Source organism: Sphingomonas sp. CROZ-RG-20F-R02-07 (assembly GCF_022662335.1).
GTDB lineage: Bacteria > Pseudomonadota > Alphaproteobacteria > Sphingomonadales > Sphingomonadaceae > Sphingomonas.
Genome location: NZ_JAKNQJ010000006.1, coordinates 1 through 19693 on the forward strand (window position 1 = coordinate 1; position 19693 = coordinate 19693).

The 19693-nt window shown below is 70.0% G+C and carries 18 protein-coding genes and 1 tRNA gene; 14 read left to right on the forward strand and 5 right to left on the reverse strand.

Going from position 1 to position 19693, the window contains the following annotated elements:
* Position 1 precedes the first annotated feature (1 nt).
* Positions 2 to 76: transfer RNA gene (locus L8H00_RS10555), tRNA-Gly, on the reverse strand.
* A 129-nt stretch (positions 77 to 205) separates the two neighbouring features.
* On the opposite strand from L8H00_RS10555, the gene L8H00_RS10560 reads away from it, so the two are divergent.
* The 6 genes from L8H00_RS10560 to L8H00_RS10585 all read left to right on the forward strand — a co-directional run bounded on the left by L8H00_RS10560 (position 206) and on the right by L8H00_RS10585 (position 7761).
* Positions 206 to 967, forward strand: a complete 762-nt coding sequence (locus L8H00_RS10560; RefSeq protein WP_242097277.1) for a hypothetical protein — start codon at positions 206 to 208, stop codon at positions 965 to 967.
* The gene (locus tag L8H00_RS10565; RefSeq protein ID WP_242097496.1) at positions 876 to 2459 is read left to right on the forward strand and encodes a DNA polymerase Y family protein; all 1584 of its coding nucleotides are present in this window, start codon (positions 876 to 878) and stop codon (positions 2457 to 2459) included. The genes L8H00_RS10560 and L8H00_RS10565 overlap by 92 nt, the downstream gene beginning before the upstream one ends.
* A gap of 214 nt (positions 2460 to 2673) precedes the next feature.
* Positions 2674 to 6024: an error-prone DNA polymerase gene (locus tag L8H00_RS10570; protein WP_242097278.1), complete on the forward strand. Its 3351-nt coding sequence runs from the start codon at positions 2674 to 2676 to the stop codon at positions 6022 to 6024.
* 62 nt (positions 6025 to 6086) lie between these two features.
* Positions 6087 to 6983, forward strand: a complete 897-nt coding sequence (locus L8H00_RS10575) for a tetratricopeptide repeat protein (protein WP_242097497.1) — start codon at positions 6087 to 6089, stop codon at positions 6981 to 6983.
* Complete coding sequence (locus tag L8H00_RS10580; RefSeq protein ID WP_242097279.1) at positions 6980 to 7600, forward strand: LON peptidase substrate-binding domain-containing protein; 621 nt, start codon at positions 6980 to 6982, stop codon at positions 7598 to 7600. The genes L8H00_RS10575 and L8H00_RS10580 overlap by 4 nt, the downstream gene beginning before the upstream one ends.
* On the forward strand, positions 7597 to 7761 hold the full coding sequence (locus L8H00_RS10585; protein WP_242097280.1) for a Trm112 family protein: 165 nt from the start codon (positions 7597 to 7599) through the stop codon (positions 7759 to 7761). The genes L8H00_RS10580 and L8H00_RS10585 overlap by 4 nt, the downstream gene beginning before the upstream one ends.
* 292 nt (positions 7762 to 8053) lie before the next feature.
* On the opposite strand, the gene L8H00_RS10590 is transcribed toward L8H00_RS10585, so the two are convergent.
* The gene (locus L8H00_RS10590; protein WP_242097281.1) at positions 8054 to 9268 is read right to left on the reverse strand and encodes a UbiH/UbiF/VisC/COQ6 family ubiquinone biosynthesis hydroxylase; all 1215 of its coding nucleotides are present in this window, start codon (positions 9266 to 9268) and stop codon (positions 8054 to 8056) included.
* Positions 9269 to 9374: 106 nt separating this feature from the next.
* Between L8H00_RS10590 and L8H00_RS10595 the strand changes: the two genes are divergently transcribed.
* From L8H00_RS10595 to L8H00_RS10620, 6 genes are all read left to right on the forward strand, one after another.
* A complete protein-coding gene (locus tag L8H00_RS10595; protein ID WP_242097498.1) occupies positions 9375 to 11675 on the forward strand; it encodes a DNA translocase FtsK 4TM domain-containing protein in 2301 nt (766 codons plus the stop codon).
* Between the two features lie 13 nt (positions 11676 to 11688).
* Positions 11689 to 13104 carry a carbohydrate porin gene (locus tag L8H00_RS10600; RefSeq protein ID WP_242097282.1) on the forward strand — a complete coding sequence of 472 codons (1416 nt, stop codon included), beginning with the start codon at positions 11689 to 11691 and terminating at the stop codon, positions 13102 to 13104.
* An 81-nt stretch (positions 13105 to 13185) separates the two neighbouring features.
* On the forward strand, positions 13186 to 13806 hold the full coding sequence (locus tag L8H00_RS10605; protein ID WP_242097283.1) for an outer membrane lipoprotein carrier protein LolA: 621 nt from the start codon (positions 13186 to 13188) through the stop codon (positions 13804 to 13806).
* A gap of 311 nt (positions 13807 to 14117) precedes the next feature.
* The gene (locus tag L8H00_RS10610; RefSeq protein ID WP_242097284.1) at positions 14118 to 14900 is read left to right on the forward strand and encodes an exodeoxyribonuclease III; all 783 of its coding nucleotides are present in this window, start codon (positions 14118 to 14120) and stop codon (positions 14898 to 14900) included.
* Positions 14897 to 15943, forward strand: a complete 1047-nt coding sequence (gene ribA / locus L8H00_RS10615; protein WP_242097285.1) for a GTP cyclohydrolase II — start codon at positions 14897 to 14899, stop codon at positions 15941 to 15943. The genes L8H00_RS10610 and ribA overlap by 4 nt, the downstream gene beginning before the upstream one ends.
* Before the next feature lie 13 nt (positions 15944 to 15956).
* Complete coding sequence (locus tag L8H00_RS10620) at positions 15957 to 16454, forward strand: YdcF family protein (RefSeq protein ID WP_242097286.1); 498 nt, start codon at positions 15957 to 15959, stop codon at positions 16452 to 16454.
* On the opposite strand, the gene L8H00_RS10625 is transcribed toward L8H00_RS10620, so the two are convergent.
* Both L8H00_RS10625 and L8H00_RS10630 read right to left on the reverse strand, forming a co-directional pair.
* Positions 16426 to 17100 (reverse strand): HAD family phosphatase, encoded by a 675-nt coding sequence (locus L8H00_RS10625; RefSeq protein ID WP_242097287.1) that lies wholly within the window; start codon positions 17098 to 17100, stop codon positions 16426 to 16428. The two genes, L8H00_RS10620 and L8H00_RS10625, sit on opposite strands and share 29 nt — an antisense overlap.
* Positions 17097 to 17768 (reverse strand): YggS family pyridoxal phosphate-dependent enzyme, encoded by a 672-nt coding sequence (locus tag L8H00_RS10630; RefSeq protein WP_242097288.1) that lies wholly within the window; start codon positions 17766 to 17768, stop codon positions 17097 to 17099. Before L8H00_RS10630 ends, L8H00_RS10625 begins: the two co-directional genes overlap by 4 nt.
* 21 nt (positions 17769 to 17789) lie before the next feature.
* Here L8H00_RS10630 and L8H00_RS10635 point away from each other — a divergent pair, with 21 nt between their 5' ends.
* On the forward strand, positions 17790 to 18329 hold the full coding sequence (locus tag L8H00_RS10635; protein WP_347340725.1) for a thiamine phosphate synthase: 540 nt from the start codon (positions 17790 to 17792) through the stop codon (positions 18327 to 18329).
* Here L8H00_RS10635 and L8H00_RS10640 read toward each other — a convergent pair.
* Positions 18302 to 19018 (reverse strand): hypothetical protein, encoded by a 717-nt coding sequence (locus L8H00_RS10640; RefSeq protein WP_347340726.1) that lies wholly within the window; start codon positions 19016 to 19018, stop codon positions 18302 to 18304. The genes L8H00_RS10635 and L8H00_RS10640 overlap by 28 nt on opposite strands.
* A gap of 237 nt (positions 19019 to 19255) precedes the next feature.
* Between L8H00_RS10640 and L8H00_RS10645 the strand changes: the two genes are divergently transcribed.
* Positions 19256 to 19687 carry a DUF3576 domain-containing protein gene (locus L8H00_RS10645; RefSeq protein ID WP_242097289.1) on the forward strand — a complete coding sequence of 144 codons (432 nt, stop codon included), beginning with the start codon at positions 19256 to 19258 and terminating at the stop codon, positions 19685 to 19687.
* The last annotated feature ends 6 nt before the right edge of the window (positions 19688 to 19693 follow it).

Consider the following 19693-nt stretch of genomic DNA (forward strand, 5'->3'; position numbering starts at 1 on the left):
CTGGAGCGGGCGAAGGGATTCGAACCCTCGACCCCAACCTTGGCAAGGTTGTGCTCTACCCCTGAGCTACGCCCGCTCTGGCGTCACGAACCGGCGGACCGGCTGGGTGAGGCGCGCTCTTAGCGTGGGGGTTCGGGGACGGCAACCCCTTGTCGTCACAATTCGCGCTTGGCGAATCCAGCATAAGAACATTACAAGAACATCGATGCGCGACTCGTCCGCCCTGATCGCCCGGTTGCGGCGTGTTGCCGCTGGCACCGGGCCCGCGCAAGCCGATCCGCGGCCGATGGATGCGTGGCTGGCGGGCGGGCTGCATCCAGCGCAGCTTCACGAGATCCATGCCGCCGAGGCGAACGACGGCGCGGCGGTGGCGGGGTTCGCGGTGGCGCTGGCGCTCGCCGCGGGCGCAACGCCCTTGTTGTGGCTGCGCACGCGCGCCGCTGAACGCCAGGGCGGCCGGCTGCACGCGACCGGCTTGTTCGAAATGGGCCTGTCGCCCCATGCGCTGGTGCTGGCGGTGGTGGAGGACGAGGCGGCGCTGCTGCGCGCCGCCGCCGATGGCGCGCGCTGCGCCGGGCTTGGCACGCTGCTGGTGGAGGCATGGGGTCCCGCGCCGGGCCTCGACCTGACCGCGACGCGGCGGCTGATGCTGGCGGCGGAGGCCTCGGGCGTGGCGGTGCTGGTGCTGCGCGTGGGCGCCGGAGGGGGCGCGAGTGCGGCGGCGAGTCGCTGGTCGGTGTCGGCCAGCCCCTCGGCGGCGCTGGAGGCCGATGCGCCGGGCCGGCCGGCCTTCGACGTGGAATGTGTGCGCCGGCGCGGCGGCCCGGCCGGGCAGCGCTGGTGCGTGGAGTGGAACCGTGACGACCGATGCTTCGATCCCGCGCCGCTATCTGGCGCTCGTCTTCCCCTGGCTCCCCGTGGAGCGGCTGCGCAACACCCGCGCGCACCTGTTCGCCGGACGGGATGAGGCGCCGCTGGCCTTCACCCATGCCGTCTCCGGCGGGATCCGGCTGGCCGCGCTCGATCGCAGCGCGGTGCAGGCGGGGCTGACCGTGGGGCTGACGCTGGCCGACGCGCGCGCGCGCGTCCCCGAGCTGGAGGTGTTCCCGCACGATCCGCATGCCGATCTCGACTGGCTGGAACGGCTGGCGGACGGGTGCATCCGCTACACCCCGCTGGTGGCGCTCGATCCGCCCGACGCGCTGGTGCTCGACATCGCCGGTTGCATCCACGCCTTCGATGGCGAGCGGCGGCTGGCGGCGGATGCGGAGGCGCGCATGGCGCGGCGCGGGGTGGCCGTGCGCCATGCGTTCGGCGACGGCCCCGCCGCCGCGCTGGCGCTTGCCCGCCATGCCGGCGCGCCCGCGCCCGACGAGCGCGGCGCGATCCGGCGGCTGCCGGTGGTGGCGCTGGGGCTGGATGACGAGGCCACCACCGCGCTGGTGCGCGCCGGGCTGAAGACGGTGGGCGACGTGATGGCGCGGCCGATGGCGGGGCTGGCCGCGCGATTCGGCGCCGAGGCGGCGACCGCGGTGCGCCGGCTGAGCGGCGAGGCGAAGATGGCGATCAGCCCGCGCCGCGTCGCGCCGCCGATCGGGGTGGAGCGCCGGTTCGCCGAGCCGATCGGCCGCACGGATTATGCGCTGGACGTGCTGGGCGAACTGGTCGGCGAGGCCGCGGTGCTGCTCGAACGGCGCCGCCAGGGCGGTCGCCGCTGGGAAGCGCGGCTCTACCGCGCCGATGGCCAGGTGCAGCGGCTGCGAATCGAGACGGGCGCGCCGACGCGGGACGCCGCGGTGCTGCTGCGGCTGTTCCGCGAGCGGATCGACGGGCTGGCCGATCCGCTCGATCCGGGCTTCGGCTACGACCTCATCCGCCTCGACGTCGCCCTGGCCGAGGCGCTCGACGCGAGCCAGTTGAAGCTGGAGGGCGGCACCGCGGAGGGGGGCGAGCGGGGCGACAAGGGCGCCCGGGGCGAGCGCGGCGACGTCACCGCGCTGGTCGACCGCCTCACCACCCGGCTCGGGCGCGGCCAGGTGCGCCGTTTCGCGCCGCGCGCCAGCCATATTCCCGAACAGGCCGAGCTGATGCTGCCCGCCGCCGATCCGGTCGCGAGTGGCGCGGCGCCCACCGCCTGGCCCGAGCCGCAGGCGGGCGAGCCCCCGCTGCGGCCGATCTACCTCTTCGATCCGCCGCAGCCGATCGAGGCGGTGATGGCCGAGGTGCCCGACGGGCCGCCGCACCGCTTCCGCTGGCGGCGCAACCTGCACGAGGTGGCGCGCGCCGAGGGGCCCGAGCGGATCGCGGGGGAATGGTGGCGCGTCCATGATCGCGCCATCCCGACGCGCGATTATTTCCGCATCGAGGATCAGCGCGGCCGCCGCTTCTGGATCTTCCGCCACGGCCTTTACAGCGAGGCGGAACATCCGCGCTGGTATGTCCACGGGCTGTTCGCGTGATTCGCGGTGACCGGTCTCACGAGACGCGAAGACGGGATGCTCGCGCGGAGGCGCGAAGGACGTCGAGAGGCTGCGAACGGGGCGGCCTTCCGGCACGATCATCGGCAGTCCATCAGAGTTCGATGATGGGGCCACGACGGGGCTGCGGGCGCAACGCCTCCGCGTCCTCCGCCTCTCCGCGCGCGCATCTCTTTGCGGCTTCGCGTGAACCCCGATGACCGACGAACCCGCCTTTGCCGAGCTGGTGGCGGCGACGAACTTCTCGTTCCTGGATGGCGCGTCGCACGCCACCGACATGGTGGCGCGCGCCGTCGAACTGGGTCTGGCCGGGATCGGGATCGCCGACCGCAACACCGTCGCCGGCGTGGTGCGCGCGCATCAGGCGCTCAAGAAGGCGCGCGCCGGGCTGCTGGGCGCCAGGCTGCCGCCGCTCGCCTTCCGGCTGGCAGTGGGCGCGCGCCTCGTCTTCGCCGACGGCACCCCCGACATCGTCGCCTATCCGGCGACGCGCTTCGGCTGGGGCCGGCTCACCCGGCTGCTCACGCTCGGCAACCGGCGCGCGGAAAAGGGCGATTGTATCCTCGGCTTTGCGGATTTGTTTCGCCACGCCGAGGATCTGCTGCTGGTGGCGATGCCCGAGAGCACCGATCGAGGGGCGCGCGTCCGCGCGGTCGCCGCCAACGACGGCGCCGGCCCCCCGCCCCTGCCCCCGCTTCGCGACGGCACCCCGGCCACGCGCCTGGCGGAAACGCTCGCGCGGCTGCGGCAAGCCGCGCCCGGCCGCGTGTGGCTGGCCGCGACCATGCCGCATGCGGGGGGCGATCGGCGCCGCCTCGCCCGGCTGGGTGCGGTGGCGGACGAGGCCGGGGTGCCGCTGCTCGCGACGGTCGACGCGCTTTACGCCTATGCCGAGGACCGGCCGCTCCACGACATCGTCACCTGCATCCGCGAGGGCACGACGATCCAGGGCGCGGGGCGCCGGCTGGCCGCGAACGGCGAGCGGCACTTGAAGGACGCCGCCGAAATCGCGCGGCTGTTCCGCGACCGGCCCGATGCCGTCGCGCAAAGCACCGGGCTGGCCGCGCGCATCGGCTTCGATCTCGATCAATTGCGCTACGAATATCCGCACGAGCCCGTGCCGTCCGGCTGGGATCCGCAGGACTGGCTCGAACATATCGTCTGGCAGACCGCGCTGGAGCGCTTCGACGACATGGTGCCCGAAAAGATGCGCGCGCTGCTGTTCGAGGAGTTCCACCTCATCCGTGATCGCAAGTACGCCTATTATTTCCTCACCGTCCATGACGTGGTGCGGTTCGCGCGCGCGCAGAAGCCCCCGATCCTGTGCCAGGGGCGCGGGTCGGCGGCCAATTCGGTGGTGTGTTTCCTGCTGGGCGTCACCTCGGTCGATCCGATGAAATACGATCTGCTCTTCTCGCGCTTCGTATCGGCGGAGCGCGACGAGCCGCCCGATATCGACGTGGATTTCGAACATGAGCGGCGCGAGGAGGTGATGCAGTATATCTATCGCCGCTATGGCCGCCACCGCGCGGCGATCGCGGCGACCGTGATCCATTATCGCGCGCGCAGCACCGTGCGCGAGGTCGGCCACGCGCTGGGGCTGACCGACGACGTGACGCAGCGGCTGACGAGCACCGTATGGGGCAGCTTCTCGCGCCGGTTCGAGGAACAACGCTTCGCGCAGGCGGGCTATGACGTCGCCAATCCCGAGATCGCGCGGCTGCGGATGCTGGTCGATCGGCTGATCGAATTTCCGCGCCATCTCTCCCAGCATGTCGGCGGGTTCGTCCTCACCCAGAACCGGCTCGACGAGACCGTGCCGATCCACAACGGCGCGATGAAGGACCGGACGTTCATCGAATGGGACAAGGACGATATCGACGCGCTCGGCCTGATGAAGGTCGATATCCTCGCGCTCGGCATGCTGACGTGCATCCGCAAGAGCTTCGACCTGATGCGTCAGCACGGGCTCGGCGATCACGCGCTCGACACGATCGCCGTCGCCGAACATCCCGCCGTGTACGACATGCTATGCAAGGGCGACAGTATCGGCGTGTTCCAGGTGGAGAGCCGTGCGCAGATCAACATGCTGCCGCGCCTCAAGCCCCGCAAGCTCTACGATCTGGTGGTGCAGGTCGCGATCGTGCGGCCGGGGCCGATCGAGGGCGACATGGTCCATCCCTATCTGCGCCGCCGTTCGGGCAAGGAGCCGGTGGAGTTCCCCTCGCCCGATCCGCGCTTCGGGCCGCCCGACGAGCTGCGCCAATTGCTGCGCTTCACCTATGGCGTGCCGCTGTTCCAGGAACAGGCGATGAAGCTGGCGATCGTCGCCGCCGGCTTTACGCCGGACGAGGCCAACCAGCTCCGCAAGGCGATGGCGACGTTTCGCCATGTCGGCGGGATGGAGAACTTCCAGGCCAAGCTCGTCGGCGGCATGGTCCGGCGCGGCTACACCGCCGAATTCGCCGAACGCTGCTTCAAGCAGATCGAGGGCTTCGGCTCCTATGGCTTTCCCGAAAGCCATGCGCTGAGCTTCGCGCGGCTCGTCTATGTCTCCGCCTGGATCAAATGCTTCCACCCCGCGGTGTTCGGCTGTGCGATCCTCAATTCGCAGCCGATGGGCTTCTACGCGCCCGCGCAACTGGTGCGCGATGCGCGCGAGCACGGCGTGGAGGTGCGGCCGGTGGACGTGAACGCAAGCCGGTGGGACAACCTCTTGGAGGACGATCCGCTCGCCATCAGGCTCGGCTTTCGCCAGGTCGAGGGCTTCCGCACGGACTGGGCGACCGCGATCGTCGCCCATGCGCCCTATGCCACGATCGAACAGCTCGCCGTGCACGTGCCCGAACGCGCGCTGCGGCTGCTGGCGGATGCGGATTCGTTCCGCTCGATCGGGCAGGATCGGCGCCAGGCCTTGTGGGAGGTGCGGCGCACCCCGCCGCGGCAACTCGCGCTGTTCGCCGCGGCGCAAGCGCCCGAACTCGCGCACGAAGCCGATCCGCCCCTGCCGCCGATGCCGCTCAGCGAACAGGTCGCCACCGATTACCAGACGACACGACTGTCGCTGAAGGAACATCCCATGACGTTCCTGCGCCCGCTCTTCGCCGCCGAGGGGATCCTGTCGAGTGCGCAGGCGAACGAAACGAAGGACGGTTGCCGGGCGCGAGTCGCCGGGATCGTCCTCGTCCGCCAGCGGCCGGGCAAGGGCAACGCGATCTTCGTGACGATCGAGGACGAGACCGGGATCACCAACGGCCTGATCTGGGCGCGCGATTTCGAGGCGAACCGGCGCGCGGTGATGGCCTCGCGCCTCATGGTGCTGGAGGGCACGATCCAGCGCAGCGACGAGGGCGTCACGCATCTGATGACCGTCCGCGTGCAGGATCGCAGCGCCGAGCTGGCGCGGCTGTCGAACGACCGTGCGCTGGAGCCGCCGATCGCGCCCGCCGATGCGGTGCTCAAGCCCGTCCCTACGCGCTCGCGCGACCCGCGCCACGGTCATCCGCGCGACGTGCGCGTCCTGCCCAGATCACGGGACTTCCATTAACCGTGCCGCCGCCCCAGATAGGGCGCGCCGAACAACGGGAGCATCACTTGGCCACGCTTGGAATGTCACCTGCCCAGAAGGACGCGGTCGAGGCGTTTCGCCGCGACGTCGTCGAACCGTCGATGGCCGCGCTGGTCGTCATCGATTTCTGGGCGGAATGGTGCGGGCCGTGCAAGGCGCTGACGCCGCTCCTCGAAAAGGTCTGCGCCGATTATGCCGACAAGGGCGTCGTGCTGGCGAAGGTCGATACCGATAAGAACCAGTTCATCGCCGCGCAATTCCAGATCAAGTCGATCCCGACGGTCTATGCGATGTTCCAGGGGCAGCTCGTCGCCGATCTGACGAGCGCGCGGACCGAATCACAGCTCCGCACGATGCTCGACCAGATCCTGAAGCAATTGCCGATCCCCTCTGCAGCAGCCGACACCGCCGCCGAGATCGAGCCGCTGATCGCGATGGGCGAAGAGGTGCTCGCGGGCGGCGATTTCGAGCGCGCGCTGTCGATCTTCCGCCAGGTTGCTGAAATCGCGCCCGACAGCCCGCAGGTCCATTCGGGCTTCGTCCGCGCGCTCGTCGCGGGCGGCGAGCTGGACGAGGCGGAGGCCTGGCTCGGCGAGCTCGATCCCGCCATCGCCGCCGATCCGGCGATCGAACGCGCGCGCGCCGCGCTCGATCTGGCGAAGAGCGCCGCACCGGTGGACGACCTGTCGGGCCTCGCCGCCGAAGTCGCGGCCCATCCCGACGATCTCGATGCGCGCTTCCGTCTGGCGGGCGGGCAGATGGCCGCAGGCGACCGCGACGCGGCGGCCGATTCGCTGCTCGTGATCATCGCCCGGGATCGCGACTGGAACGACGGCGCGGCGCGCGCGCAACTGCTGAAACTGTTCGACGTCGTGGGGCTGATGGACCCCTGGGTGTCGGCGCAGCGCCGCCGCCTCTCCGCGATCCTCTTTGGATGACCACGCGGCTGTCGATCTTTCCGCTGCCGGGCGCGCTGCTGTTTCCCGGCATGCACCTGCCGCTGCACATCTTCGAGCCGCGCTACCGCGCCATGATCTCGGATGCGATGGCGCGCGACCGGCGGATCGGCATGGTCCAACCGCGGCCCACCGCGGTGGCCAAGGGCTCGGTCCCGCCGCTGTTCGACCTGGGCTGTGTCGGGCGGATCGCCGAGGTGGAGGCGATGGACGATGGCCGCTACAATGTGATCCTGGAGGGCGTCGCGCTGTTCCGCATCGTCCGCGAGCTCGATGTGACCACCGCCTTTCGGCAGGTGGAGGCCGACTTGCTGCCGGTCGGCGCCGACGAGACGCTGTCGCTCGGCATGCGCGCCTCGCTGGAAATGGAATCGCGCCGGTTCGCCGAGGCGCAGGGCTATGCGGTCGATTGGGATTCGGTCGCGCGGCTGGACGACGAGGCGCTGGTCAACGGCATCGCGCAGATCGCGCCGTTCGATTCGGCAGCCAAACAGGCGCTGCTCGAGGCCGAGGGGATCGAGGCGCGCGCCGAGCTGATCGTCCAGCTCATGCAGTTCTTCGGCCGCCACGACGGCGAAGATCGGGTGACGCTGCAATGATCGACGCGTGGCTGCTCGAACGCCTCGTCTGCCCGGTGACGCGCACGCCTTTGCGCTATGACGAAGCGGCGCAGGAACTGGTGTCGGACGCCGCGGGGCTCGCCTATCCGGTGCGCGACGGCGTTCCCGTCATGCTGGTCGAGGAAGCGCGGCGCCTCTGATCGCTGGCCGGTGCGCGGTTCGAAGGAGAGGTTTACGCGGAGGCGCAAAGGGCGCGGAGCGAAAGACGGTCGCGGGAGCAGCTCTTGAAGCTTGACCCATCCGTTCGTGCCGAGCTTGTCGAAGCACGCTTTCCGCAATCGAAATCCGCACGCGGAACAGGCCCTTCGACAAGCTCAGGGCGAACGGTGGCGAGCGGGATCCTCATGATTTCCGTCGCCAGGCGTAAAACACGCCTGCGCTGCCACACGCGAATCATCTCTGCGCCCTCCGCGCCTCCGCGTGAACTCCCCCTTAGATCGCCAGCCCCTGCAGCAGCCGCGGCAGATCGCCGCTTTCGCCGCGCGCCTCGGCCATGAAGCGGTTCTTGAGCGGCGGGATCGCGTTCACTGCCGAGATGCCGAACCGCCGCACCGCGCTCGCCGTCCGCCCGCGCACACCGAACAGCCGGGTGAGCGTGTCGGTCGCCGCCGCCACCATGAAGGTATCGAGCCCGCGCCAGCGCTGGTAGCGCGCGAGCAAGGCCGCATCGCCCAGGTCGAGCCCGGTGCGCTTGCCCTCGACCAGCACTTCGGCGAGCGTCGCCACGTCGCGAAAGCCAAGGTTAAGCCCCTGCCCCGCGATCGGATGGATGCCGTGCGCCGCGTCGCCCACCAGAGCGAGTCGTTCGTCCACGATCCGTGCCGCATGATGGAAGCCGAGCGGATAGCTCGCGCGCGGGCTCGCCCCCGACAGAGCGCCGAGAAAGCCGCCCATCCGCTTTTCCGCCTCGGCCAGGAAGCCGCGATCCCCGAGCTTCATCATGCCGGCCGCGTCCCTCGCATCCACCGTCCACACGATCGCGGAGCGGTGCCCTGCGGCATCGTCGGGCAGCGGCAGCAGCGCGAAGGGGCCGGCGGGATAGAAGATCTCGAACGCGGTCTCTTCATGGGGGTGCTCGTGATGGAACGCGCCGACGATCGCGGCGTGGTCGTAGGACCAGCGCGCGACCGCGATCCCCGCCGCCTCGCGCGTGGGCGAATGGCGCCCCTCGGCCGCGATCAGCAACGGCGCACGCACGACATCGCCCGAATCGAGCGTGGCCGTTACGCCCGCGGCGCCGCGATCGACCGCCACCGCGCGCGTCGTCATCCGCAGGTCGATCCCCGGCGCCGCGGCCGCGGCCTCGTGCAGCGTGCGCCGCAACAGCCGATTCTCGTACATCACCCCCAGCGCGCCATCGCCCGCATCGGGTTCGAAATCGAGCGCACCGGGCTCCAGCCCGTCACTCACCCGGATTGCGCGGATCGGGCAGCCTTTCCCCTCCAGCCGCGCGCCGACCCCGATCGCCTCCAGCATTCGCCCGCTGGCGCTCGCCACCGCCGACGCACGGCCGTCGAAGCCCGGCGCCAGCGTGACCTCGGGATCGGCGGGATCGATCACGGTCGCAGTCAGGCCGCTCGCATCGAGCGCCAGAGCGAGCGTCGCGCCGACCAGGCCGCCGCCGAGGATGATGACATCTGTGTCCATCCGGCCGCTCTACGCGCGCAATGCCGCGCTGCCAACGCTCGCCGCCTTGACGCCGGGCGGATGGCCGGCGATGATCGTAGCTCATAGCAGGAACGGGATCAGGATCATGGCCAGCCGCGCGCAGCCAGCCTTGTGGCGCGAGACGGTGAAGGCGGGTGCGGTGCGCAGCGGCGCGCTCATCACCGCCTGCGCGCTGTTCGCCGGCGTGCTGGCGATGGTGGCCGCGCTTGCCAGCTATCATGCGAGCGATCCGGCGATCAACACCGCGGCGGGCGGTCCCTTTGCCAACTGGCTGGGCGCGCCCGGCGCCTGGTTCGCCGATCTGGCGCTGACATTGTTCGGCCCCGCGGTCGCGCTGATCCTGCCGGTGGCGCCGATCATCGGCATGCGGCTGTGGCGCGAACAGCCCGCCGGCCATTGGGGCCGCATGCTGGGCGGCGCGGCGATCGGCGTGGCGCTGATGGGCTGCACGCTCGCCTTCGTCTCGAACGGCGCGGTGCTGGCGCTGCCCGCGGGCTGGGGCGGTGCGATCGGGCTGGCCGCGGTGAGCGGCGTCGACGCGGCGCTCGCGCTCACCAACCGGCCCGAGGTGGCGCTCTGGGGCGCACGCGCCGCCGGGCTGCTGGCGGGGATCGCCGGGGTGGTCGTCTGGGCGCGCAGCCTAGAGATCGATTTCGCCGAACATGGCCGCCGCCTGCGCCGGTCGCGCGGCGGATCGGGTGGCGGCGAAGTGGCGCCGATCGACGATTTCGACGCGCCGCTCGAACTGCAGCGCAAGCCGGTGACGCCGCGCGCCGTGGCCGAGCCCGATCCGCGCCCCGCCCCGGTGATCGCCGACCGCCAGCTGGCGCCCTCCGCCGCGCGGCCCAGGGCGCAGAGCCAGCTCGACCTGCGCGACAATTTCACGCTGCCCCCGCTCGACCTGCTGACCCCCGCACCGCCCTCGCCCAAGGGCACGATCGACAAGGCGTCGCTGGAACGCAACGCCCGCCTGCTCGAGAACGTGCTCGACGATTTCAAGGTGCACGGCGCGATCACCGAGGTGCGCCCCGGCCCCGTCGTCACGATGTACGAGCTGGAGCCCGCGCCCGGCATCAAGGCGAGCCGCGTGATCGCGCTGGCCGACGACATCGCGCGCAACATGTCCGCCATCTCGGCGCGGGTCGCGGTGATCCCCGGGCGCAACGTCATCGGCATCGAACTGCCCAATCTGAAGCGCGAGGCGGTGTCGCTGCACGAACTCGTCGGCAGCGAGGCGTTCGACGACCAGCAGGCGCAACTGCCGATCATCCTGGGCAAGAACATCGCGGGCGATTCGGTGATCGCCGATCTGGCGCCGATGCCGCATCTGCTCGTCGCGGGCACGACCGGATCGGGCAAGTCGGTCGGCCTCAACAGCATGATCCTGTCGCTGCTCTACAAGCTGACGCCCGCGCAGTGCCGGATGATCATGATCGATCCCAAGATGCTCGAACTGAGCATGTATGACGACATCCCGCACCTGCTCAGCCCCGTCGTCACCGATCCGGCCAAGGCGGTGCGCGCGCTGAAATGGGCGGTCGAGCAGATGGAGGACCGCTACCGGCAGATGTCGTCGGTCGGCGTGCGCAGCCTCGCCAGCTTCAACGACAAGGTGCGCGGCGCCAAGGCCAAGGGCCAGCCGCTCGGTCGCAAGGTGCAGACCGGCTACCATCCCGATACCGGCCAGCCGGTCTATGAGGAGGAAAAGCTCGAATATGACGTGCTGCCGCAGATCGTGGTGATCGTCGACGAGTTGGCCGACCTGATGATGACCGCGGGCAAGGAGGTGGAATTCCTGATCCAGCGGCTGGCGCAAAAGGCGCGCGCGGCGGGCATCCACCTCATCATGGCGACGCAGCGCCCATCGGTCGACGTCATTACCGGCGTCATCAAGGCCAATCTGCCGACGCGGATCAGCTTCCACGTCACCTCCAAGATCGATTCGCGCACGATCTTGGGCGAACAGGGCGCCGAACAGCTCCTCGGCAAGGGCGACATGCTCTACATGCCGGGCGGCAAGGGCATCGTGCGCGTCCACGGCCCCTTCGTCAGCGACGACGAGGTGCGCGCCGTCGCAGATCACTGGCGCGCGCAGGGCCAGCCCGACTATATCTCGTCGGTCACCGAGGAGCCCGAGGAAAGCTTCGCGCTCGACGGCGCGCCCACCGGCGAGGATTCGGCGGAGGACCAGCAATATCGCAGCGCGATCCAGCTCGTCTGCGAATCGCAAAAGGCCTCCACCTCCTGGCTCCAGCGCCAGCTTCGCATCGGCTACAACTCCGCCGCGCGGCTGATCGAGCGAATGGAAAAGGACGGCATAGTCGGCCGTCCCGATCATGTCGGCCGCCGCGAGGTGCTGCGCGATACCGAAGGCCATGCGATCTGACGGGGTGGGCAGGATGACGATCTCCCGATACGGGTGGGGTGCCGCGCTTCTCGCGCTGATGCTGGGGGCGAGCCCCGCGATCGCCGCCGATCCCGATGCCGCACCGCAGGCCGCCACGCCCGGCAAGGTTGCCACCACACAGGGCGATACCCAGCACCGTGCGCCGACCGGGGCCGGGCGCGCCGACAGCGACCTGTCACCGAGTGCGCTGACCGCCGATACGCGCCGCACCCCACCGCCGGGGCTGATCGGCGACTGGCACGCAATCCGCACCGCGTTGGCGAAGCGCGGCATCGGCGTCACCGCACGCTATGCGTCCGAAAGCGCGTATAATGTGAGCGGGGGCGACAAGCACCAGCTCGACGAGACCGGCCAGTTCGACGCGGGCGTGCTGCTCGATCTGGACAAGGTGGCGGGGCTGAAGGGCGGCGCGTTCCAGGGCACCGTGACCTGGCGGCGCGGACGCGATCTGGGCGCCGATGCCGGTCTGGGCGTGCTGCAGCAGGTGCAGGAGGTCTATGGCCGCGGCCAGACCGTGCGCGTGACTCAATTATGGTACGAGCAGCGGCTCGGCCGGCAGGTCGAGGTGAAGATCGGCCGCACCAATCCGGGCGAGGATTTCGCCGCCTTTTCCTGCCATTTCGAAAATCTGAGCTTCTGCGGCGCGCAGCCGGGCAACCTCGTCGGCGATTATTGGTACAATTGGCCCGTGAGCCAATGGGGCGCGCGGCTGCGCGTCGATCTGGGCGATCACGCCTATGTCCAGGGCGCGGCCTATGAGGTCAATCCGCGGAACCTCGATCGCGCCTTCGTGATCGGCTATTTTCACGGCGCGACGGGCGTGCTGCTGCCGCTGGAATTCGGCACGACGCGCGAACGCGGCGGCCATGTCGGCACCTACAAGATCGGCGGCTGGGTGAGCACCGCGCGCGGCGCCGACGTGTATCTCGACGTGAATCGCCAGCCGCTGGCGGTCACCGGGCTGGAGCCGCTCCAGCACAGCGCCCGTTACGGCATCTATCTGAACGTGCAGCAGCAGATCACCGGCACCGTGAAGGACGGCAAGGCATTCAAGGGGCTGAGCGCGTTCCTCAACGTCACCCAGGCCGATCGCGCCACCAGCGTGACCGACAATCAGGTGGCGCTGGGGCTCTTCTACAAGGGGCTGGTGCCCTGGGTGCCGGGCGACGTCCTGGGGCTCGCGCTCGCGCGGACCAACGTCAACGGGCGCGTGGCGGACGGCGAGCGGATCGATCCGACGCGGCCTGCGGTGCAGGGCGCCGAATATGCGGCCGAGGTCTATTACAGCCTTCATCCGCTCGACTGGCTCGAGCTGCGCCCCAATCTCCAGCTCGTCCACAATCCCGGCGGGGTGAGCCGCCGCACCGATGTCGGCATCCTCGGCATGAAGGCGGCGGTGACTCTGTAACGGTTCACCCGTGGCGTGGGCTCGCCGGTTCACTCCCTATTCAATCCGCCGGTGACAATTCCGGCGCCAAGGAGAAATCGCATGTTCCGCCCGTCGCTCGTCCCCATGGCGCTCGCCCCCCTGGTGCTCGTCGCCGCGCCGCTCGCCGCGCAGGCGACGGGCGATCTGGCGACTGTCCAGCGCCACCTCCAGGGCATCGCCAGCATGACCGCGGACTTCAGCCAGACCGATCGCGACGGCAAGGTGCTGACGGGCCAGTTGACGCTGAAGACGCCGGGCAAATTGCGCTTCCAATATGAAAAGGGCGTGCCGCTGCTGATCGTGGCGGAGGGCGGCGCGCTCACCTTCATCGATTATTCGGTGAAGCAGGTGCAGCGCTGGCCGATCAAGAATTCGCCGCTGGGCGTGCTGCTCGACCCCAGCCGCGACATCACGCGCTATGCCAAAATCGTGCCCGGCTATGATCCGCGCGTGCTGTCGGTCGAGGCGAACGATCCCAAACATCCCGAATATGGCCGCATCACCCTGGTCTTCGCGCAGAATAGCACCGGCCCGGCCGGGCTGACGCTTCAGGGCTGGGTGGCGCTCGACAGCCAGGGCAATCGCACCACGATTCGGCTGACGAATCAGCATTATGGCGTGCCGGTGAGCGACGGGACGTTCCGCTGGAACGACCCGCGGAAAACGGGCGGGCGAAACTGAACGATTTGCCGCACGCCATTCATCGCGGCGACAGGTTGCGGGGCCTAGACGGGCGTTGCGGATGTGAGGCGGATCGGGATTTCCCCCCTGTTACCCGGTCGGTGCACATCTCGCCTGCGTGACGAACGCTGAGTCGGCCCTCGTTCCATGCCCCCGGAACGAGGGCCTTTCTGCGCAGGGCGCATGCGCAAGCAGCCCGAGCCCGGCCGGCCTCGCCAACGGCGAGGTCCGAAGACGCGGCTTCGCCGCAGTGCTACCGCTCTCTCAACCGGGATGACGAACCCCATGATTCGTCCTACATCGCCGGCGACATGAAGATCGTATCCTGGAACATCAATTCGGTGCGTTTTCGCATCGGTATCGTCGAACAGTTTCTGCGCGCCGCCGATCCCGACATCCTGTGCCTGCAGGAGACCAAGGTGATCGACGGTGATTTCCCGATCGAGGCGTTTCGCGCGCTCGGCTATCGCCACGTCATGCTGCACGGCCAGCGGATGCACCACGGCGTCGCGATCGTCTCGCGCGTGCCCATCGTCGCGGACGACCGGCTCGACTGGCAGGCCAACAGCGAGGCGCGGCACATCGGCGTGCGGCTGCCGAACGGCGTGCGACTGGAAAACGTCTATGTGCCAGCCGGCGGCGACGTGCCCGACCGCGAGGCCAATCCGAAATTCGGCCAGAAGCTCGATTTCCTGGAACGCATGACGCGCTGGTCCGAATCGCTCGACGGGCCCACCATCCTGACGGGCGATTTCAACGTCGCGCCCCTCGAATCCGACGTGTGGAGCCACCGCCAGTTGCTCGATGTCGTCAGCCACACGCCGATCGAGGTGGACGCGCTCGGGCGGTTGCAGGCGGCGGGCGACTGGGTAGATCTGGGCCGCCATTTCCACCCCGCGCCGGCCCGGCTGCACACTTGGTGGAGCTACCGCGCGAAGGACTGGGCGGCGTCGGACCGGGGGCGCCGGCTCGATCATATGTGGGCGCGCGGTACCGCCGCGACGCAGGCGCGCGCGCACAGCGTGTTCGAGGATTGCCGCAACTGGCTGAAGCCCTCCGACCATATCCCGATCATGACCGAGTTCGCCTTTTGAGCGCCCCCCGCGCCGCCGCCCGCGCGGTGGATGCGCTGCGGCGCGGCTGGCCGGTGGGCGTGGGGCCGCTCGTGCTGCTCGCGGTGGAGACGGCGGATCCCGATCGCCTGGCCGCGTTCGATCCCGAAGCCGCCGCCGATCTGCTGATCTCGGCCGGACGCGCGACCACGCTGGGGCTCGCCAACCAGCGCGCCGCTGCCGATCCCGACTCGCCGGTGCAGGTGGAGCGCGCGCCGTGGATCGACCTTGCCGCCGCCACCGCGGTCGCCGATCCGCAATTCGATCTCTCGATGCCGATGAAGGGGCCGTTCCGCGCGGTTCCGCTCGCCGACCGGACGGCGGCGGCCGCCGCGCTCCGCCTCGCGCGGATCGCCGGCCTGCTGCCCGCCTTTTTCGTCGGCGGGCGCGATCCCGAAGTCGCGATCGCGCCCGCCGATATCGACGCGCACGAGGATGCCGGCCGCCTGCGGATCGCGACGCGCGCGCGCCTACCCGTGGCGGGCGCCGAGGATACCGAGATCGTCGCGTTTCGCGGCGATGGCGGCGCGGACGAGCATATCGCGCTGCTGATCGGGCGGCCCGACGGCCAACCGCCGCTGGTGCGGCTGCACAGCGAATGCCTGACGGGTGACGTGCTCGGCAGCCTCAAATGCGATTGCGGCCCGCAGCTTCATGCCGCCATCCGCGCGATCGAGGCGAGCGGCTGGGGCATCCTGCTCTATCTGCGCCAGGAAGGACGCGGGATCGGCCTGGTCAACAAATTGCGCGCCTATTACCTCCAGGATCAAGGGTTCGACACGGTGGATGCCAACACCCGGCTGGGCTTCGCGATCGATTCGCGCGATTTCGGCGTGGCGGCGCGCATGCTCCTGCTGCTCGCCCAGCCGCGCGTGCGGCTGATGACCAACAACCCCGCTAAGGTGGAGGGGCTGGAGGCAGCCGGCGTCCGCGTGATCGAGCGCGTGCCGCACCGGCTGCCGCCCAATCCGCACAACGAGCGTTATCTCGCCACCAAACGCGACCGGACGGGCCATCAGCTCTAGCCCGCTAATCGTCGTGTTCGGCGCCGCGGTGCGCCGCGACGGCACCCCCAGCCCGGCGCTGCGCCGCCGCATCGCCTTTGCCGCAGGTGCCGCTGCGCAGGATCCGCAGGCGCTGCTGTTCTGCTCGGGCGCCAAGGGCCGGTTTGGCCCGTCCGAAGCCCGCGTCATGGCGGATATGCTGTCGGCGAGCGTCGCGCCCGAACGGCTGTATCGGGACGAAGCGAGCGTGGACACGCTCCAGACCGTCGCCGCGGCCACCGATTTCGCACGCGCCCGCGGGATCGACCAGTGCATCGCCTGCACCGATCGTTATCATCAGCCGCGCGTCGTGATGCTGTTCGCGCTGTTCGGCATGCGCGCGACGCCGATCCTGTTCCCGCGCACCGAGACGCCCGGCAACCGCCCATGGCTGCGCATGCATCTGCGCGAGGCGGCGGCCATCCCCTATGATCTCGTCGCCGGCGGCTGGGCGGCGTGGCGGATCAGGCGATCGCGGCGGCGACCGCGCTGAAATCGTTGGCGATGACGTCGGCGCCGAGCGCCTTCAGCCGAGCGCCATGGCCTGCACCGCAATGCGTGCCCGCGCACAGCCCGATCACGAACGCGCCGGAGGCCACCGCGCCGGTAACGCCCACCGGCGAATCCTCGATGATCGCGCAATCCGCGATATCGGCGCCCAGCATCCGCGCGCCATAATGATAGAGATCGGGCGCGGGTTTGCCCCGCGCGACATGCTCGCGCCCGCTATAGATGTGCGGGCCGAACGCGCCGTGCAGGCCGAGATGATCGAGATGGTGCGCGATCCAACGGGTGGTGCTCGACGACACGATCGCGCGCGGCAGCGACGGCGGCAGCGATTCGACGAAGGCGATCGCGCCCTTCACCGCATCCAGCCCTTCGGCCATCACCCGTGCATCCTCCGCTGCGCGCGCCTCGGCGAAGCCCGGGGGCAGCGGCGCGTCGATCCAAGCCTCGATCGCGCCGGTGAAGGCCATGCCTGAGAGCCCCATGAAATTCGCCATCGACTGTTCGGGCGTGGTCGGATGACCCGCCGCGGTGAGCCATTCGGCGATCTGGCGGTTGCCCGCATATTCGCTTTCGATCAGCACGCCGTCGAAATCGAAGAGCAGGGCGGCGAAGCGCACCGGGATGGTCATGCCTCCCGCACCCCGAAGAGCGCGCTACCGACTCGGACGTGAGTCGCGCCGATCGTCACCGCGGTCGGATAATCGCCCGACATGCCCATGCTGAGCTGCGCCAGGCCATGGTCTCGCGCCAACTTGGCGAGCAGCGCGAAATAGGGCGCTGGCTCGACATCGGCGGGCGGCAGGCACATCAGCCCTGCCACCGGCAGCCCCACCTCCCGCGCCTGGGCGAGCAGGGCGGGCAGATCGGCGATCGCGCAGCCGCCCTTTTGCGGTTCCTCGCCGATATTCACCTGGACGAAACAGTCCGGCCGCCGGCCTGCAGCGTCCATCGCGCGGCCGAGTGCGGCGACGAGCGACGGACGATCGACCGCGTGGATGGCGTCGAACAGCGCGACCGCCTCGTCCGCCTTGTTCGACTGGAGCTGCCCGATCAGATGGAGCGTCACGCCCGCATAACGCGCGCGCAGCGCCGGCCATTTCGCCGCCGCCTCCGCCACGCGATTTTCGCCGAACGCGCGCTGCCCGGCGTCGAGCAGCGGCACGATCGCCTCCGCCGGGTGAGTCTTGGAGACCGCGATCAGCGTGACCGAAGCGGCGGGGCGGTCGGCCAGGGCGGCGGCGTGCGCTATGGCGGCGCGCACGTCCTCCAGGCGTTGGATGGTGTCGTCGGAGATCATCGCCGCGCTATAGGAGGCGCCGTGCGCGATCGATACCCTTGGCTGATGACCGACGAGCGGATGGGGAATCGGCTCTGGGCCGCGCTCCGCGCGTTGCCGCCCGGATCGGGCGTCGTGTTCCGCCACCATGGGACGCCCGCCGCCGAACGCCGCCGACTTCATGCCCGCGTCCGCCGAATCGCGCTGGCGCGGCGGCTGGTGCTCGTGGTCGCCGGATCGGTGCCGCTGGCGGGCGACGGCATCCATGGCGCGCGTGTCGGGCGCGGCCTGCGCACATGGCCCGCGCATGACCGGCGTGAGGCGATCGCGGGGGTTCGCGCGGGCGCCGACCTGCTCTTCGTCTCGCCCGTCCATGCGACCCGCTCGCATCCCGGCGCGCGGGCGATCGGGCCGATGCGCGCGGCGCGGATCGGCGCTGGGCTCGGCATACCCGTGATCGCGCTGGGCGGCATGGACGCGCAGCGCTGGGGGCGAATCGCGGCGCTGGGATTTCAGGGCTGGGCGGCGATCGACGCGCTGCACCCTAGGCCGGATCAGAAGCGGAAGGCGGTGCCCAGATAGACGGCTTGGCTGTCACGCCGATCGTCGGTCACCTGCGCCAGCCGCTCGCGATTGGTGCGATAGCGCACGCCCGCCGTCACCGCGAGATTGCGGGTCAGCGCGTAGGAGCTGCTGAGATCGACCGAATAGCTCGGCATGTCGGTCAGGAGCTGCGGCGTTCCGGCGATCGGCCGATCGGCCGCCGCCTTCACCCGGCTGCTGAAGCGCGAGGCGGTGTAGCTGAGCGCCAGATCGGCGCTGTCGCGGCTGCCGGGCGTGCTCGCCAGGTCGACATGCGCGACGTCGCCGGTGACCGCGAACCGCTTCCAGCCGACCGCCGCGCCCAGATTATAGGCGACCGGCGCGAGCCCGACCGTCGGCGCCGCCGCGGTCGCGGCCAGGCGCGTGCCGTCGAACGCGCGACTGCTGTTGCGCGCGCGCACCGCCACAGTCACCGCACGGCCGCCACGCCTTGTATCGGCGGGGGTGAACCGGAAGTCGCTCGTATCGAGGCCGCCCCGCGCGAACACCGCCGCGAGCCGCGGATCGGCGGCGGCGGGCGTGAACCCCGCGATGCTGAGCGCGGGCATCGCCGGGCGGCGAACCGGGCGCGCCATCTGTTCGGATGCGCCGAAGGCCGGCGCGACGAGAGCGCCCATGGCGACGAGCGCCACGGCAGCAATTCCCGACATCACGCGCCTGTTCTTCACGTCGACCCCCGGCGGTGTATTCCGCCCTATGTGCCGAACGCGCCTATCACGCTTTGATCCCCTGCAACCAGCATCGGTAATGGATTCTGTCGGAGTGTTGCAAAAGCCCCACAGGCTCGAGCCCTGCTCGTCTTGCTCTCGTCTTTGCCCCGTCCGGCACGTCCGCCCTCGTGCTTGCGGGCGCGCGGCCCCGGCTGTAGAGCCGGAACGATCCCTCTTCATGCCAGGATGATGCCCATGTTCCGCCCGTTGCGTATCGCGTTGATGGCGCTCACCGCCCTGCCGCTCGTCGCCTGTTCGCACCATGTGCGCCCCAAGACCGAGATGTCGCCGTCCAAGATCACGACGATCGGCGTGAACAGCTATCTGTGGCGCGCGAGCCTCGACACGCTGAAGTTCATGCCGCTGGTTCAGACCGATTCCAATGGTGGCGTGATCGTCACCGATTGGTACGTCAACCCGCAGGCGCCGGCCGAGCGCATCAAGCTGACCGTCTCGATCCTCGATCAGGATCTGCGCGCCGATGCGCTGTCGGTCGCGGCGCTGCGCCAGGTGAACCAGAACGGCCAGTGGGTCGCGGCGCCCGTGCGCGCCGCCACGGTGCAGAAGCTGGAAGACATCATCCTGACGCACGCCCGCGATCTGCGCCGCGCCTCGATCCAGGGCTGAGGATTT